This is a genomic window from Dyadobacter frigoris (assembly GCF_005280585.1).
In the GTDB taxonomy this organism is placed as follows: Bacteria; Bacteroidota; Bacteroidia; order Cytophagales; family Spirosomataceae; genus Dyadobacter; species Dyadobacter frigoris.
The window spans coordinates 279,871-298,387 of the sequence record NZ_SZVO01000002.1; the positions used below are offsets into that span (position 1 = coordinate 279,871).

Annotated in this window: 15 protein-coding genes; 13 read left to right on the forward strand and 2 right to left on the reverse strand. The window is 39.1% G+C overall.

What is annotated here, in order from left to right; genetic code table 11:
- Positions 1 to 24: 24 nt before the first annotated feature.
- The gene (gene pheA / locus FDK13_RS04935) at positions 25 to 1,104 is read right to left on the reverse strand and encodes a prephenate dehydratase (protein WP_137338880.1); all 1,080 of its coding nucleotides are present in this window, start codon (positions 1,102 to 1,104) and stop codon (positions 25 to 27) included.
- 48 nt (positions 1,105 to 1,152) lie between these two features.
- A complete protein-coding gene (locus FDK13_RS04940) occupies positions 1,153 to 3,027 on the reverse strand; it encodes a DNA topoisomerase IV subunit B (RefSeq protein ID WP_137338881.1) in 1,875 nt (624 codons plus the stop codon).
- Positions 3,028 to 3,297: 270 nt separating this feature from the next.
- On the opposite strand from FDK13_RS04940, the gene FDK13_RS04945 reads away from it, so the two are divergent.
- From FDK13_RS04945 to FDK13_RS05005, 13 genes are all read left to right on the forward strand, one after another.
- The gene (locus FDK13_RS04945; protein ID WP_137338882.1) at positions 3,298 to 5,796 is read left to right on the forward strand and encodes an SLBB domain-containing protein; all 2,499 of its coding nucleotides are present in this window, start codon (positions 3,298 to 3,300) and stop codon (positions 5,794 to 5,796) included.
- 20 nt (positions 5,797 to 5,816) lie between these two features.
- Entirely contained in the window at positions 5,817 to 6,890 is a 1,074-nt protein-coding gene (locus FDK13_RS04950) for a hypothetical protein (RefSeq protein WP_229215908.1), read from the forward strand.
- A 3-nt stretch (positions 6,891 to 6,893) separates the two neighbouring features.
- Complete coding sequence (locus tag FDK13_RS04955; protein ID WP_137338884.1) at positions 6,894 to 7,721, forward strand: ABC transporter permease; 828 nt, start codon at positions 6,894 to 6,896, stop codon at positions 7,719 to 7,721.
- A gap of 18 nt (positions 7,722 to 7,739) precedes the next feature.
- Positions 7,740 to 9,005, forward strand: coding sequence for an ABC transporter ATP-binding protein (locus FDK13_RS04960; protein WP_137338885.1), 1,266 nt, complete (start codon positions 7,740 to 7,742; stop codon positions 9,003 to 9,005).
- On the forward strand, positions 8,998 to 10,080 hold the full coding sequence (locus FDK13_RS04965; protein ID WP_137338886.1) for a DegT/DnrJ/EryC1/StrS family aminotransferase: 1,083 nt from the start codon (positions 8,998 to 9,000) through the stop codon (positions 10,078 to 10,080). Before FDK13_RS04960 ends, FDK13_RS04965 begins: the two co-directional genes overlap by 8 nt.
- A gap of 4 nt (positions 10,081 to 10,084) precedes the next feature.
- The gene (locus tag FDK13_RS04970) at positions 10,085 to 12,142 is read left to right on the forward strand and encodes an ArnT family glycosyltransferase (protein WP_137338887.1); all 2,058 of its coding nucleotides are present in this window, start codon (positions 10,085 to 10,087) and stop codon (positions 12,140 to 12,142) included.
- A 101-nt stretch (positions 12,143 to 12,243) separates the two neighbouring features.
- Positions 12,244 to 12,942 (forward strand): WbqC family protein, encoded by a 699-nt coding sequence (locus FDK13_RS04975; protein ID WP_137338888.1) that lies wholly within the window; start codon positions 12,244 to 12,246, stop codon positions 12,940 to 12,942.
- Positions 12,943 to 12,944: 2 nt separating this feature from the next.
- On the forward strand, positions 12,945 to 13,604 hold the full coding sequence (locus FDK13_RS04980; RefSeq protein ID WP_137338889.1) for an acetyltransferase: 660 nt from the start codon (positions 12,945 to 12,947) through the stop codon (positions 13,602 to 13,604).
- A gap of 56 nt (positions 13,605 to 13,660) precedes the next feature.
- Complete coding sequence (locus FDK13_RS04985; protein ID WP_137338890.1) at positions 13,661 to 14,884, forward strand: glycosyltransferase family 4 protein; 1,224 nt, start codon at positions 13,661 to 13,663, stop codon at positions 14,882 to 14,884.
- Positions 14,881 to 15,864 (forward strand): glycosyl transferase, encoded by a 984-nt coding sequence (locus tag FDK13_RS04990; protein ID WP_137338891.1) that lies wholly within the window; start codon positions 14,881 to 14,883, stop codon positions 15,862 to 15,864. Before FDK13_RS04985 ends, FDK13_RS04990 begins: the two co-directional genes overlap by 4 nt.
- Positions 15,864 to 16,625: a DUF5672 family protein gene (locus tag FDK13_RS04995; RefSeq protein WP_137338892.1), complete on the forward strand. Its 762-nt coding sequence runs from the start codon at positions 15,864 to 15,866 to the stop codon at positions 16,623 to 16,625. Before FDK13_RS04990 ends, FDK13_RS04995 begins: the two co-directional genes overlap by 1 nt.
- Positions 16,626 to 16,641: 16 nt before the next feature.
- The gene (locus FDK13_RS05000) at positions 16,642 to 17,592 is read left to right on the forward strand and encodes a glycosyltransferase family protein (protein ID WP_137338893.1); all 951 of its coding nucleotides are present in this window, start codon (positions 16,642 to 16,644) and stop codon (positions 17,590 to 17,592) included.
- A gap of 23 nt (positions 17,593 to 17,615) precedes the next feature.
- A complete protein-coding gene (locus FDK13_RS05005) occupies positions 17,616 to 18,500 on the forward strand; it encodes a glycosyltransferase family 2 protein (protein ID WP_137338894.1) in 885 nt (294 codons plus the stop codon).
- The last annotated feature ends 17 nt before the right edge of the window (positions 18,501 to 18,517 follow it).

Sequence of the window (18,517 nt, forward strand, 5' to 3'; positions counted from 1 at the left end):
TTTCCTGCTCCAATATTTTTTATATTACAAATCAGAAACTCTTACATAACTGCCCAGCCATTTCAGGTGCGTACCGTATTTGTGCATGATTTCCTGAACCCCCGGATCATTCACGTGACCTAAAAATTCTACCAGAAACCAGTTACGGAAAACAGATTCTCCCCGGAGCGGACGACTTTCGATCTTTGTAAGGTTGATTCCCCTGTCATTAAAATCTTTCAAAAATTCATACAAAACACCCGGGCGGTTTGTATTTGGAAGATTTGCGATAATCGTCGTTTTATCATCTCCGCTCTTGTCATTCAATACATCTTTTGAAAGAATCAAAAAGCGTGTTCGGTTTTGATCGCTGTCTTCTATATTATCAAACAAAATAGGCACACCGAAAATGTGTGCAGAAATTGATGAACAAATCGCCGCGGAATCTGGCTCTGTAGCGGCTAATCTTGCCGCCTTGGAAGTTGACTCAACAGGAATAAGCTCAACACCCATTCCTTCCAGATATTCACTCAGAAATTTTCCACATTGTCGGAATGCTATATCTTTTGAATAGATACGTTTGATATCTTTCAAAGAATCTGACTGCGTTGCAAAAGTAAAATGAACCTGCAATAAAACTTCGGCAACGATGGTAAGTCCTTTTTCTCTTAAAAAATCTGCTGTTTCAACAACAATTCCTTCCTGATTATTTTCAATTGGAACTACACCAAATTTGGCCCGGCCTGTTTCCACACTTTCAAAAACCGAATGTATCGTTGGTAACACAAGATATTCGCTCATGCCACCAAAACGGCTTTCAGCTGCCTGGTGTGTGAAACTTCCTTCTGGTCCCAGGTAAGAAATTCTTTCCGGCAATTCAAGATTTCGGGAAACGGCAAAGATCTCAAAAAAGATTGCATCAATGGCCGAACGTGTCAGAAGTCCAGTATTTCTCTTTTCAAGACGGTCCAGAATCTGTTTTTCACGTTCCGGACGATAAATCATTGACTTTGAAGAGCGTTTTAAATCTCCGACACTTTTCACCAGTTCCATCCTTTCGTTCAGAATATTCAGAAGCTGGTCGTCCAGTGTATCAATCCGTTCTCTTAATTGTTGTAAATCCACAAATAATCTAATTTATTAAACAGTATTATTATCATAGTCAGAGCAGGTTTAACTCACAATAGCCAGCTCTTCAATATTATTTTCAATTTTCAGATTATCAATAATAAATCGTTGACGTTCCGGAGTATTTTTACCCATATAATAGGTTAGCAACTTTTGAATCGAAGTTTCCTTTTGAAGAATGATAGGTTCCAGATGCATATCTTCTCCGATAAACTTACCAAATTCTTCAGGTGAAATTTCTCCTAAACCTTTAAAACGCGTGATCTCCGGTTTACTACCCAATTTGGCAATAGCAGCCTTTTTTTCGTCGTCGTTGTAGCAGTAAAATGTTTCCTTTTTATTACGGACGCGGAACAACGGAGTTTCCAGCACGTAAAGGTGCCCATTTCGAACCAGATCAGGAAAAAATTGCAGGAAAAAAGTCATTAACAGCAAGCGGATGTGCATACCGTCAACATCAGCATCGGTGGCAATTACGATACGGTTAAAGCGTAAATTTTCCACCCCGTTTTCAATATCCAGCGCGTGCTGAAGAAGGTTGAATTCTTCATTCTCGTAGACGATTTTTTTATTCAGTCCAAAACAGTTTAACGGTTTTCCACGTAAACTAAAAACAGCCTGTGTCTGGATATTTCTGGATTTGGTAATAGAACCACTTGCAGAATCACCTTCTGTTATAAACAGCGTACTTTCGTGGCGTAAATCACTTTTCAGATCCGTTAAATGCATTCTGCAATCACGGAGTTTCTTATTATGTAAATTTGCTTTTTTTGCACGGTCATTTGCCAGTTTTTTAATTCCTGCCAATTCTTTGCGTTCCCTTTCCGACTGCTCAATACGCTTTTTCAACGCGTCCCTAGATTCAGGATTCATGTGCAGATAATTGTCAAGTCTCTCCTTAACAAAATCATTGACAAATGTCCTGATCGTAGTACTGTTCGGATCCGGCGTAATAGTATTGGATCCAAGTTTTGTTTTTGTCTGGGATTCAAAAACCGGCTCCTGCACTCTGATCGCAACCGCCGCTATAATGGACGAACGAATATCTTCCGGCGCGTAATCTTTCCCAAAATGTTCACGAACCGCCTTTACCACTGCTTCGCGAAAAGCAGCCAAATGTGTTCCACCCTGGGTGGTGTATTGACCGTTGACAAAAGAATAATATTCTTCACCATACTGATTTCCATGCGTCATGGCAAAATCAATATCTTCACCTTTCAAATGAATGATCGGATAGCGGATTGCCTCAGCATCTGATTTGCTAACAAGAAGGTCAAGCAAACCATTTTGAGAAATATATTTCTGCCCGTTAAAATTAACTGTCAGTCCGGCATTCAGATAACAGTAATTCCAGATCATGTTATCCAGATATTGCGGAATGTATCTGAAATTTTTAAATATCAGGCCGTCTGGTTCAAAAGCAATATGCGTTCCGTTACGCTGCGTTGTAGTTTCTTCCTTGGATTCTTTTAGTAAAACCCCTTGCTGAAATTCAGCATTTTTGGATTTCCCCTCCCGAAACGACTGAACTTTGAAATAATTGGAAAGTGCATTTACCGCTTTGGTACCTACCCCGTTCAACCCAACCGATTTTTGAAAAGCACCCGAATCGTATTTACCACCCGTATTAATTTTAGAAACGCAATCCACCACTTTCCCTAACGGAATACCTCTGCCATAATCCCGCACTTCCACGCGATGTTCAGAAATTTTTATCTCGATGGTCTTTCCGTTTCCCATCATATGCTCATCGATGGAATTATCTACAATTTCCTTTACAAGAACATATATACCATCATCAATAGAGGAACCATCACCCAACTTCCCGATGTACATCCCCGGCCGAAGGCGGATGTGCTCTTTCCAATCAAGTGACTTAATGCTATCCTCGTCGTATTGTATGCTGACAGTATTTTCCATAATCTACGAATACTCTAGTTTGGATATTTATGATTTTAATGTTGTATTTTAATAATTTGGGTCATTTATCGTTACCCTATTGTACCTTTGCTAGTGTGCTAGTTTCAAACCGAATACTAGAAATTCTTTAAAAATAAGAAAAATCTAATTTACTTTGTCTTAAGTAGAGAAATCCAAAGTCGAATTTAACGTTAATTTAAGTGCAAAAATAACAGCACAATTATATATTATTATTGAACCGGTTGCATTTCATAGTACAATAAACTTCATATGAACACATTCAAGTTGGCTAAAAACTGTAAATTTCTATTACCTTATCTATTAAGCCTGATTATTTCCTTACCTGCTTTAGCACAAGTTGTCGCTCCTTCAGCACCAACCAGTGCACCGACATCAACAGGAGCAGGAAATACTCAAAGTGGCCAGCCATCTGGTAATACTCCTCAGGGATCACAACAGGGAAACCAGCCAGGAAATTCAAATCAGCAATCAAATACACCAAAAGCTACTGATCCCAAATCTACCGAAAAAGGTAAAGCGGCAGCCAATACAGATCCAAATGCTCCAAAGGATGCAGCCACGGATCAAAGCAAAATTAATACTTCAACTACCGGAACTTTGTCTCCGGCAGAGCAGGAAAAACTTGCCTTGCGTGAAAAAATTTACGGTTACTCTATTTTCGCCGATAAAAAGTTCGACCCGATTCCTGATTTGCAAATTGCAACACCAACGAATTACGTAGTTGGACCAGGCGATAACTTAAACGTTTACCTTTATAACTACGCAGAAGCTACCTATAAAACAATAGTGAGCAGGGATGGTTTTATTACCATTTTACGTCTTGGTAATATTTATGTAAGCGGACGGACCATTGAAGAAGTAAGAAAGATATTAATTGATAAATTTTCCAAGTTTACACCAGGCCTTATTGGTGAAAACGGTGAGACTGCGAAAACCAAATTAATGGTAACGCTTGGCGAGATACGAAACGTAAAAGTGTTTGTGACGGGTGAAGTTATCAATCCCGGAACTTATGAAATAACTTCTCTGGCTTCTGCTTTCAACGCGCTTTATCAGGCTGGTGGACCAAACGAAATCGGGTCTTTCCGTGATGTTCGTGTGGTACGTGCAGGAAAAGTGATTTCACACATGGACATTTATGATTATCTGGTAAATGGAAAAATCGACGGAGATATTCGTGTCCAGGACAATGACAATATTGTTGTTGGCTTTTACAAAAAGAGAGTTGAGGTTACGGGTGAAATGAAAAGACCTGGTATTTATGAATTGAAGCCGGAAGAGAAACTGGCAGATGTAATTAAATATGCCGGTGGTTTTACAGACCAGGCTTACCAGGCACGCGTTAAAATTGAACGTATTACTGCCAAAGAAAGAAAAATTGTTGATGTACCACAGGATCAGTTCGCAACTGCGGATGTTGTAACCGGCGATTTAATTGATGTGGAAACAGTTCTCGACCGTGTAGAAAATATTGTTACCATTGAAGGTGCCGTGATGCGTAGCGGAGATTATTCTCTTGACAATAGCGGAACCTTGAAAACTTTGATAGATAATGCACAGGGTTTAAGAGAAGATGCTTTCACAGGACGAATATCGGTTTTAAGAACAAGACCCGATTTAACCATTGAAAGTATTCAGCTGAACCTTGGCGATGTTTTGAATGGAACTGTTCCGGATCTGGTACTTACACGTCTTGATCAGGTTGTAATCCCATCTAAATTTGACATGGCACAGTCTGCCATTGTAACGGTTGAAGGGGAAGTTAACAATCCGAAATTTGGTGAGAATGATGGTAAATATCCATATGTTGCCAACATGACTCTTGAAGATGTTCTTGTAAAAGCTGGAGGTTTCAGAGAATCTGCTTTCACTACCGAAGTGGAAGTGATCAGAAGAAAAAGAAACAGCATTCCCGGAGCAGCCAACGCTCAGATTGCAGAAACTTTTAAATTCAATGTGAACCGTGACCTTTCCATCGGAAACAAAGAAACCAATTTCATCCTTCTTCCTTTTGATCAGGTTATTGTAAGAAAATCGCCTAACTATGTTGAACAGCAGTCTGTTTTCCTTGAAGGTGAGATACTTGTTCCCGGTTCTTACACGATCATCAATAAAAACGATAAAATAAGCGATATCATTAAAAGATCAGGCGGATTAACTGAGCTGGCATTCCCAGAAGGTGCTACTTTGTTAAGAAGAACTTTCGTACAGAATGTAAGTCAGGCTACCGATTATGAGCAGGAAGAAGCAAGTCAGCAAAGTATCAAAAAAGGTAAAGCTGCGGCATCCCTTCCAGGTGTTAAAGAGGAGTCTATTGGAATTAAATTGGGTGTCATTCTGAAAAATCCTGGTTCTTTCGAGGATCTCGTTGTTCAGGAAGGTGATATTATCCGTATTCCAAAAAGACTTGAAACGGTACAGGTTACAGGAGAAGTTCTTTATCCAACAACAGTAAAATTCGGAAAAGGCTTATCATTTGCTGATTACATTTCTCATTCAGGAGGTTTTACAACGAGATCATTACGTAAAAGCTCTTATATCAAATATCCAAACGGATCAGTAGACAGAACAAGAAAATTCATGTTCTTCAATGTTTATCCGAAAGTTCAGCCAGGATCTGAAATCTTTGTGCCTTCGCGAGGAGCACCTTCATTAACTCCACAGCAGGCCATCCAAACAACGATTGGCGTGTTGAGTTCTGTGATGACCTTAATTGTAACTATTCTCGCCTTCCGTACTTTAAAGTAAATCACAATAGAATGTCGAATATGACTAATCAAGTTTCTGAGGAACAAATTTCACCGAGGGAAGTTATATTAAAGGTTGTTGCAGCAAAAAATGCGTTACTAAAAAGCTGGAAAGCATTTTTGTTACTCATTGCGCTGGGTTTTGGAATAGGATATGCTATGGATGTGTATCTTATCAAACCAAATTCTTATGAGGCAACTATTGTATTTAATATGGGCGGCAGTACCCAGGGCAATGATATGGGAAACCTTGCCGGGCTTTTTGGAATGAGTTCTGCAACAGATGCCAATATTTTTACAGGAGAAAACTTTTTCTATTTTGTAGAATCACGCCCGGTTATCGAAAGAGCATTGCTGAAAAATGTAGTTGTGCACGGAAAACCTATGATTTTGGCAAACTTTGTGATTGATTCCAGCGGAATTAAGGAGGATGAATGGAAAGACCGCGAGACACTTCATAATTTCCGGTTTACGCAAACGAATCCGGATTCTATTAGCATGGACGCCCGGGTTGTATTGAATGAGCTGGTTATAAAATTAAAATCACTTACCGATATTGCAACTTTGGAGCGGAAGTCATCATTTATTGCACTTACGGCAACGATCCAAAATGAGACTTTGGCAGCTTTATGGGCAAAAACGCTTTTGAAAACAGTAGAGGAAGTTTATACAGAAAAACAGACAAAGAAATCACGTAATACATTAACATTGCTTCAAAGACGTGCGGATTCACTTGCTATTATGCTGGGCAAAACCGAACATAAACTGGCAAAAGAATTGGATTATAGCACGCAGCTGATTGTTCCCGAGGCGAAAATTTCTGTAAACAAACTGGAAAGAAACACAAGTTTCTTACAGCAGCTTTATTACGAAGCTATGGGGAATGCAGAAAAAATGCGTGTATCTCTTGTTCGTGAAGCACCACTTTTCACAATGATTGAAGATGTAAAAGTGCCTTTGGACCTTAAATCGGAAAGCAAAAGAAGAGCAAAAATCGGGGCATTGGTTGGCCTGATGCTCGCACTGATTTATGTATACGTAAAAAGCGTTTACACCGCCATTATAGAAGACACCACACCATTGCCTAAAGCATAAATAATGCAGCATACGACTACGATTAAAGCCGGAGGATCAGAAAAAGATTACTGGAAGGATTTATGGAGAAATAAACAATTGCTATTAATTCTCTCCAAAAGAGATATATCAGTTCGCTATAAACAAACACTTTTAGGAGTGGCATGGAGCGTTTTACGCCCCATCATGACAATGACGGTTATGGTCTTTGTTTTTAGTTATGTGGCAAAATTAAAAGGTGATGTAGGAATACCTTATCCATTAATGGTATTATGCGGAATTACAATCTGGACTTTTTTTGCCAATACATTTTCCCAGATTAGCAGCAGTATACTTATTAATTCCAACCTTGTTTCCAAAGTATATTTTCCAAGGCTGCTGATGCCGCTTAGTTCGGTGGCCGTTGGGTTTGTCGATTTTCTGATATCACTCGGAATTTTCCTTATTCTAACGGTATTTTTTCACCACCCGCTTAGCTGGAATATTGTTTATCTGCCCGCATTTTTGTTATTGGCCTTTATTACTTCAATGGGTTTCGGCCTTTTCTTTGCCGTTTTAAATGTGCGTTTCAGAGATATCGGACAATTAATTCCATTTATCGTTCAGGTTGGCTTTTATATTTGTCCTATTGCGTACAGCAGCAGGCTTGCACAGGGTACCTGGTACGAGAAATATTATAATTTAAACCCAATGGTTGGGATTATTGATGGTTTTAAATGGTGCTTATTAGGAGACAAAGCTTATTTTAATCCGAATAGTGTGTACTCCACGGCAATAATCTCGGTTGTTATTCTGATATTATCCTTAATTTACTTCCGTAAAAAGGAAAATACCTTCGTTGATCATATTTAGAACCTGTTACTTTTGGCCATGTCTGTAATCACAGCTGAAAATATCAGCAAAAAATATATTATTGACCACAAGCAAAAAAGCAGTGGTCCGTCAACCTTTCGTGACATTTTCAGCGAATCGTTTGACAAAATGTTTTCATCCAAAAAGAAAAGTCAGTCTCATTTTGATGAAAAAGAAGAATTCTGGGCATTAAAAGACGTCAACTTCACAATCGATCAGGGTGACCGGATTGGAATTGTTGGGCATAACGGAGCCGGAAAATCTACGCTCCTGAAAATCCTTAGCCGTATTACAGAGCCCAGTACCGGACAAATCACCATTGATGGCCGCGTTGCAAGTTTACTCGAAGTAGGAACAGGTTTTCATCCTGAACTTACGGGCCGCGAAAATATTTATCTGAACGGTGCTATTCTTGGAATGGCAAAAAGTGAAATCAGACAATCTTTTGATGCAATCGTTGATTTTGCAGGTGTTGAAAAATTTCTCGATACTCCTGTAAAACGTTATTCTTCCGGAATGTACGTGCGACTTGGATTTGCAATCGCCGCACATTTAAATCCGGAAATATTGATCGTTGATGAAGTGCTTGCCGTTGGTGATACCGAATTTCAGAAAAAATGTCTTGGTAAAATGCGCGACGTTTCTGAAAGCGGCAGAACACTTTTATTTGTAAGTCATAACCTTACTGCCATACAGGCACTTTGTAACAAGTCTTTCTACTTCGAAAAAGGAAAACTGATTGATCAGGGCGAGACAACGCATATTGTTACAAACTACCTAAGCAAAGTATCACACAAAACATTGGAACGTCATTGGGATGATGTTAATGATGCTCCGGGTAATGATCAGGTGCGCATAAAAAGTTTCCGCCTTCTTGCCGAGTACCAGGACAACCTGATGCATATTGATGTGCGCACGCCAATGAATTTCCAATTTGAATTTTGGAATATGGAGGAAGGTGCTAATCTGAATTTAAGTATGCACCTTTACACCTTTACCGGCGAATGCATATTTAACGTAGGAACAACATCACAGCAATTTGGCAAAGGACTTGTTACAGGTACCTGCGAAATTCCTGGTCACTTTTTGAATGACGGTTCTTATGTAGTTTCCATGATGATAGTAAAAGATACAAGTACTGTACTTTACAACATGGAAGAAGCGCTGATTTTTGACATAGAAGATTACCGTGAAAACGTAACCTGGTATGGCAAATGGCCTGGGTACATCCGCCCGAATCTTAATTTTTCTATTCGTCAAACTGAACATATAGTGAATGATTAACGTCACTAAGGCATATTTACCGGATCAGGAGCAGTACATTAAATACGTTCGTGAAATTTGGGACCGTGGATACCTGACCAACAATGGTCCGTTGGTTCAGGAACTTGAAGCCAAACTGAAAGAATATCTCAACGTAGATTATCTCTATTTTTGTGGTAACGGCACCATTGTGCTTCAAATTGCCATGAAAGCTTTGGAAATAAAAGGAGAAGTGATCACCACACCTTTTTCCTATTGCGCCACTTCCAATGTTATTCTTTGGGAAAACTGTTCACCTGTATTTGTGGACATTGACCCGGAAACTTTCAACATCAATGCGGATTTAATCGAAGCTTCGATCACACCCGAAACTTCGGCCATCCTGGCAACGCATGTATATGGAAATCCATGTGATGTTGAAAAAATCGAAGCCATTGCCAAAAAACACAATCTGAAAGTAATTTACGACGGAGCACATGCTTTTGGCGTAACTTATAAAGGCCGTTCACTTTTTTCTTACGGTGATCTAAGCACATGCAGCTTCCACGCTACCAAGGTTTTTCATACCATTGAAGGTGGAGCTTTAATTTCAAATCATCCTGAACTTGATAAGGAGTTACACCTGCTTCGTGCTTTTGGCCACAAGGGAGATGAAGAATATTATTTTGCGGGAATAAACGGCAAAAATTCAGAATTCCATGCAGCCATGGGTTTGTGTAATCTGCCAAATGTTCCGGATATCATCGCTGCCAGAAAAGAAATCTTTGACTGGTACGACAGTTTCCTTAACTGGGATATTTTGTCAAAACCAAAAATCAGTCCTGATATTGAATACAATTATGCTTACTACCCTGTTGTTTTCCCATCAGAAAAAATCCTGAGAAAAGTACAGGCGGCTCTGGCAGCCGAAGATATAATACCAAGAAGATACTTTTACCCATCGCTGAATACTTTGGCTTTTATGCCAAAAAATATACCTTGCCCGGTTTCGGAGGATATGTCCGAAAGAGTGCTAAGTTTGCCGCTTTATGTCGGCCTGCCTCTTCCGGACGTAGAGCGAATCAGTAAAATTATCAACGATCACATATCTCCATAGTCTCATGGCTATTCTTTATCTGCTTTCTTTTTTTCTGTTTATATATAGTGTTGGTTATACTTCAAAGAAAATAGCCCAACCATCGCTGACCGAATGGCTTATCACATCATTTATTCTTTTTGTCGGAAGCATAATCCCAACCGGGTTTGTGCTTTCAGCATTGAATCTTACAGCAAACGTTCCTGCATGGATTGCAGGTAATTTCATTACAATTGGTCTGCATTTTGCACTTTGGACAAAGCTTCTTCCAAATAAACCGGTATTTTCTGTACGTGCCATAATCAGCAACCGGCTTAGTACTTTTAAATTGTGGGCCAGAGAGTTATCACCATATCTGAAATTTATTTTTGTGATGATGTTCGGTACGCTTGCCATCATCGGAATCACAAATCTGATACTCGTACTTTTTACTGTTCCAAATGAGTGGGATAGCATGACCGGGCATTTGAACCGGGCAGTTCGTTACATTCAGCGCGGAACAATGGAACATTTCGGAGGTACGAACTGGAATATGGATACTTATCCGAAAAGTGTTACCGCGATCCAGATATATTCCTACCTGATTACGGGAAAAGTTGAAAATGCTTTCAAACTGATTCATCACTTATCTTTCTGGATAACGCTTATTTCTATTTTCGGGATAGCGCAAAGAATTGGCAGAAATCTTTCTGCAAGTTTTTTCTGTGCATTGGCTTACAGCATGTTCCTGAATTTCCTGATGCAGGCCGTAACAACAGAAACCGATATTGTTTTAACAGCCTATCTGAGCTGTCTGCTTTATTTCATTTTTACATTTTACAATACCCGGGATAATAGATATCTGTATCTCGCGGGTATGGCATTTGGTATTGTATTTGGGCATAAAATCACCTTTGCATTCCTTCTCCCGTCTGTTTTTGTGATAATGATTTATGCTGTTTTCATTTCACCAAACCTAAAAGTCTTTTTTGACAGGTTTATAAAATTGGCAATTGCCATATTTCTGGCAGTTTTAATTTATACTTTACCTACGGGTTATGTGAAAAATATCCAGGTTTTCGGACATCCTATCGGGCCTCCTACTGCATTGAAACACCAGTCTGTTGAACGCTTTGGAACGGTGCGAAATCTCTTAAAACAAGGTACGCGAAATGTTTTTCGTTACAGTTACGAATTTTTCAATCTGGATGGAATACGGAATGCGCAATGGGGATATGATTTGAATACCCAAATCCGGAAACCGATTGTTGTTTTGGAAGATAAAATGCACTTGCGTCTGGATGAAGAAACGACCTATGCAATTGTTCCATTTTCATTCCAAAGACATTTTGATAATTATAATGCAAATCCGTATTGGGGCGTTTTTGGCTTTGCTTTAATTCTGCCTTTGTTGCTCTTGGTTTTTTTAAGAATATTCTCATCCAGAGTTCACTGGTTTCTTGCACTGGCTTTCGTTCTTGATTTTATCGCCATATCCTATTCTGCCGTTTATGATCCGTTTAAGGGAAGATATTTTATAGAACCTGGCTTATTCGGTGTTTTATTTCTGCTTCTTTTATTTTCAAATCATCGCTTGTCTATTATAAAACCAAGACGCAGAATCTGGAAAGGTTATGTATTAATGGTCGTTTTATTGGCATGTACATCCGCGATTATGGCCGTTTATCTGAATATCCGGTGCCTTCCATTTCCCGCTTATGGGGCGGGATCCGCTTTGAAAATGGATCGTATCAAATACCAGACCTTTGCGCGTCCGGATATTACAAAGGCTTATGAAACTTACGACTCCATTGTTCCTCAGGATGCCGTTGTGGCACTTGCTACGATCAATGATGACTTTGAATATCCTCTGTATGGAGCAAAATTAAGCCGCAGGTTAATTTCAATAAATCCGTTTGAAAAAGGCTTACAGACTATTCCAAAGGACGCGGATTATCTGTTTTATGACAGAAGTGTCGTGAATGATACCAGCAGAATAAAAGCATTGCCGACCGATTTAAGATTGGGAAGTGACACGATTTCAGCAAAATACCGTGGTTTGGCTGTTAAAGGAGAGGACTATTACCTCAGAAAGCTGAAATAATTCGCACCGTTAAATATGTTTTTCCGGTAAATCGGAGAATCATTTTATTGATATAAAAGCATAACACAGCACACTTTTTATTATCCATTAAAAAAAATTCCATGACCATTGCCATCATGCAGCCTTACATATTCCCATATATCGGGTATTTTCAGCTGATTAATGCTGTTGATAAGTTTGTAATATATGACGATGTGAATTTTATAAACAAGGGCTGGATCAACAGAAACAACATTCTGGTTTCTGGTCAGGCACACCTTTTTACTATTCCGCTAAAAGATGCCAGCCAGAATAAGCTAATCAACGAAGTTGAGCTGGCTATTAATGATCCATGGAAAAAAAAGTTTCTTAAGACTGTTCAGCAATCCTATCAGAAAGCGCCCAATTATCAAAAGGTTTTTCTTATGATTGAAGAAATCGTAAATTTCGGAGCAGAAACGATATCAGAATTTACATTACATGCTTTACAGAAAGTCTGTGCATATATGGAAATAACGACAGAAATTGTTCCGTCCTCATCCATTTATAAAAACACAGATCTAAAGGCCCAGCATCGGATACTGGATATTTGCAAACAGGAAAAAGCCAACCACTACATCAACCCGATTGGCGGAATGGAACTGTACGAAAAAAATAAATTTGAAAAAGAGGATATTAAGCTGAATTTTATCAAAAGTACTGCCAGTGCCTATCCTCAATTTAAAAATGCTTTCGTACCTTGGCTATCCATTATAGACATACTAATGTTTAACGATGCCGAAAGTATCGGTGAACTTCTTAAAGAATTCGAACTTATATAAGAATGGCAAAGGTTATTATTTTTGGAGTTCTGGATACAGCGGAATTGGCGCATTATTATCTTGAACACGACTCGGAACATGAAGTAGTAGCTTTTTCAGTAAATCGGGAATATATACAGGAAGAATCATTTCGTGGCCTGCCTCTCGTTGCTTTCGAGGATGTGGAAACGATTTTCCCACCGGCTGAGTATTCATTTTTCGCGCCGATGACCGGACGGAATATGAACAGGAACCGGGAAGCGGTTTATCATCAGGTGAAAGCCAAAGGATATCAGTTTATATCATACATCAGTTCGCACGCCACAATTCTGGACAGAAAAGTAATTGGTGACAACTGCTTCATCCTGGAAGATAATACCATTCAGCCTTTTACAACTGTTGGGAATAACGTTGTCATGTGGAGTGGAAATCATATCGGCCATCATGGCCTAATCAAAGATCACGTTTTCTTTACCTCGCATGTGGTCATGTCGGGCCACTGTGTGATAGAATCCTATTCATTTTTTGGTGTGAACAGTACAATCAGAGATTATATGACCATTGCTCAGGGAACCCTGGTTGGAATGGCGTCTGCTATTACAAAAGATACAGAAGAATGGGGGATTTATATTGGGAATCCGGCAAAAAAAGTACCTGGGAAAAAGAGTTTTGAAGCATACTAAGCAACCCTCCAATGCGACTTTGAGATCTGAAATTTGAGATATCAACTTATTACCGAATGACCCAGAATAAAATACTATTTATAAGCCACGATGCAAACCGCGCGGGAAGTCAGTTATTACTGCTTCAGCTATTGCGTTTGCTCAAAGAGCGACGAGTTCCAATGCATTTGCTGCTATGCAACGGCGGTGAGCTGGAAGAGGAATTTGCAGAGGTAGTGACCATAACGCGGTTATTCAATAAGGATGATATTATATCAAAACCTTTGTCAGATAAAATACTGAGAAAGATAAGACTGCATAAATTATACGAACAACACAGTGAACAAAAAAACCGTGAACGCGTTGTCGCGGAACTCGAAAGTCAGAATATTGGATTGATTTTTGTCAATTCCATCGCCAACGCAGAGGTCTACTGCGAATCTTTAAAATTTTTGCATCATCTGCCGGTAGTCTTATTCGTTCATGAATTAGGCATGTCGGTCAAAATATATACTTTCGAAAGTCACCTTAAATTTTTACTAAAAAAGGCTGATCATCTTATTGCAGTATCCCACGCCGTTGCCAATCATTATGTCCGGGATTACGGGTTTCCAGCGGAACAGGTCAGCACATTTACATTGATTGATCACGATCATATTGATGAGATCCTGAAAAAAGCGCAGCGTAATCTGTTAGAAAAAACATATAATATTCCACAAGATGCTGTTATCATAGGTGGTTGCGGAAATGCAGAATGGAGAAAAGGAAATGACATTTTCAACTGGATAGCACGCCGCGTTATCCAGAAAACCAGCCCTTTGCCTGTTTATTTTGTCTGGGTTGGCGCTGGTCCGCAGCATGAAATTTATGAATTGATAAAAAGTGACATTCACCTGATGGCCCTGGAAGAGCGTATTATTCTGATACCTCCTACGCCACAGGCTCTGGATTATATCAGTCGTTTTGATGTACTGATGTTAAGTTCTCGTGAAGATCCATATCCGCTTGTTGTGTTGGAAGCCGCTTTAAATGAAACACCTGTGGTATGTTTCGAAGGTGCGGGCGGGGCACCGGAATTAATAGAGTCTGATGCCGGATTTGTAGTTCCTTACATGGATATTTCTGCCGCTTCGGAAGCGATTATAAAATTGGTCCTGGATCCCAACATGAGGGAAACTATGGGTCGTAAAGGACGTGAAAAGGTATTGGAACGCCATAACACCGACAAGAGCGTTTCAAAAATTGAAACCATTATTCAAAAGTACTTACCTTTGCAGGTCTCTGAAAAACACAATCAATGACCATTGCTTTTACAATTTGTTCAATAAATTACCTTGCACAGGCCCGTACATTAGGGGACTCACTTGCCAGCACGAATCCGGAAATTATTTTTGTGATTGGCCTGGTTGACAATCAGGAAGGCGTAGCATTCGAAGATTCTTATCAGCCGAAATACCCGATGGTTGAGATTGATAAAATCGGGATTGAGGGATTTGATGAAATGGCGGCCCGTTATAATATTACAGAGCTTAACACTGCTGTTAAACCCTTTTACTTTACTTATTTTTTCAAACAATATCCTAAGGCTCAAAATGTGATTTATTTTGATCCTGATATTATTGTTTATCAGCCATTAACGGGACTGTTGAATTCGTTAAAAAATCATGAAGCGGTTTTAACGCCACATATCAATACACCCATTGAAGACCGATTGACACCTAATGAATTGCATCATTTAAATACCGGAATTTACAATTTAGGTTTTGTGGCATTCAGACGGAGTGAAGTGAATACTGAATTTATCAAGTGGTGGGAAGAAAAGCTTCGTTATGAGTGTTTGATCGATCTTTGTAACGGATTATTTGTGGATCAGAACTGGATGAATTTCCTTCCTGTTTTTGTCACAGATACACATCTTGAAAGAAATCCAGGTTATAACGCGGCTTACTGGAACCTGCATGAACGCACATTTTCACAAAAGGAAAACGTGTTTTATGTCAATGAAAATAATCCGCTGATCTTTTTCCATTACAGTGGTTATGATCCTGAAAAACCTGCTGTGTTATCAAAATACCAGAATCGGTTCCAACTTTCAGAGCGACCGGATGCAGGTCCGCTATTTGATATTTACAGAGAAAGTCTGATAAAAAACGGAAATGCTTACTACCGTAAATTTCCTTGCGCTTATATAAAACCACCGAAAGTATTCAGATATCAGCGTGTTAGAAAACTTCTAAAAAGGCCATTTAATTATTTAAAAGATCAGCTTGATACCATGTAATGAAAGAACTAGTATCTATTCTGATCCCGATATTAAATCCTGAACTTACGGTTCTGGAAGAATTAATTTTAAGACACAGTCTCGAAGCACTGAAAAGATATCCGGTCATTTTATTTTCCTATGAAGGAGCCGATTTATCCGGAATTGAAACAAACCATGACAGTCTGGAAATTTTAACTTTCAGGCCAAAATATTTTGAAAACAGACAAACCCTGGCAAATCTCTTCCTGATGGAAGATTTTTATAACCGGTTTACATGGAGCGATTTTGTTCTGATCCATGAATTAAACAGCTGGATTGTAAAAGACGAAATTCATTACTGGTGCAAACAAGGTTATGATTATCTTCATGCAAATCCGGTTTTGGATAATTCTGTTTTTAAAAACGGACAGGTAAATGACTTTTCAAAAGTTCTAGGTCTTAATGACGAACAAAAAAAAGCGTTAGGAAATGGCTTTAATAATGACGGATTAAAACTTTGTCATGTACAACGGATGATCAGTACTTTATCCGCAAAGAAAAAAGAATCGCATCTTTACAGAGAGCAGAACGATTTTGACAATAAGGATTCTTTATTCTGGGAACTGGAAGCTAACCGGCTCTGGCCCTATTTGAGAAAACCAACTGAGATAGTCCAAACGCGCTTTTCTCAAAATATTGAAAATAAATCAGCGTTATTTCCGGATAATCGAGATGCTTGGCCAACCGGAATAACCGGCGTTAATGCCAAAAATATTGATCATCTTCCTTTTTATAAATAGAAGAAAGCACACCATAATGAATATAGTTTTTACCGTTTGCAACAACACTCAGTTACCTAACGCCTTGGCTTTGGGTGTTTCAGTGTTGCGCCATCACCCGGATCATTTATTTTACATAGGCTGGGCGGATACAACACCGCTATCAAACCTGCCAAAAAACTTAAAAACAATATCAGTAGAAAAGCTTGGAATTCAGGAGTGGGGAGAAATGTGCGCGCGGTATTATGACTTTGAACTGGTAGCAGCTTCGCGTCCATGGTTTGCAAAAGGAATTTTAAAAACAAATCCTGATTGCAGTTCACTGACCTTTTTGTCACCAACGACCATACTTTATAACTCGATGCAGGAAATTAGTGATCCTGCTGCTGATTTATTTTTAACACCAAATATTACAAAACCACTTGCCGCTTCAAAAGATCTTGATGATAAAAGAATTTTGAATATCGGCATGTTTCATGCCGGAAGCTGGGCTTTAAAACCTAATCCAGTTACAATCAAAATGCTTGACTGGTGGGCGCATCGCACGATCGACCGAGCAAAATTTGATCTTTGTAATGGTATGTGTATGGATCAGCTCTGGCTCAATTACGCGCCGGTCTGGGTTGAAAAAACGATAAAAATCAGTCATCCCGGATGGCATTACGGCTTACACAGTATTTTGAATAAAACTTTGACTGAGAAAAATGGAAGCTTTTCAGTTGAAAATGAAAAACTTATTTCGGCTGATTTTGCAGGAATGATGCATTTTGATCCGGTTTGGTCCGACCACACCATGCTGACCGATCAAAGTCCGGTATTCAAAAAACTATTCAAAGAATATTCAGAAACCGTTAAGACTTTTGAAAAAGGATTACCGGATAATGAGCCGGGTTACGGCAGGATTGCGAAAATAAGTGATCAAAGATTACTTCGGAAAAATTTAACCGGCAAACTAAAAGCCATCACAAAATTCATTGATCAGTTTTAAGATCAATAAACAGAATAAAAAGTATGAAGCCTCTTCAGGAAAGTACAACCGAACTCCGTGATTTCATAGCTGCATTGAAGGTAAAAACTTTCAGTGCCGAAGAAACTGCGCGTTTCCCAAAACTTACCATCATCACGCCGTCTTACAACCAGGCAGATTTCCTGGAACGTACCATTTTGAGCGTTTTAAATCAAAATTATCCCAATCTGGAATACATTATTATTGACGGCGGCTCCACTGATAAAAGCGTTGAGGTTATAAAAAAATACGAATCTTACCTGACCTACTGGGTTTCCGAAAAAGATCGTGGACAGGTTCACGCCATTAACAAGGCACTTGAAAGAGCAACCGGTGAATGGATAAGTTTTCAAAATTCTGACGATGTATATTTTGCAGGAACATTTGAACGTTTTGGTAAAGCAGCATTGGAACAGTCCACTGATATTTTATACGGAGATTTGTTCATGATCACCACCGACGACGAAGTGACGGAAATATTGAAAACAACGTCTTACAGTTTAACCTGTCAAATTTTGGAAGGAATGCAGATTCACAACCAGTCATTGTTTTTCAAAAAATCACTGGTTGAAAAATTCGGGAAGTTTGATGAATCCTATCGTTTTGCATTTGATTATGAATTTATCACCCGCTATACGATGCATGATTCAACGCGGATCAGGAAAGTTGAAGGACTGGGTGGAGCGCTTCGCGTGCATGCCGATGCGAAGTCATCTACTATTGCATCCGTTGGCTCCGAAGAGCATTTGAGAATACAAAAATTGTACAATTCTGCGTTAACATTCCCGGCTCTGAACAAAATCCGGTATCTTTGGTGTAAGGTTAGAAAAATAGCCTATTTTACTTTTCGATTTGATTTCAAATACATACGTTTCAGGCTATCAAGATGAATTTGAGTCTAAGCAAT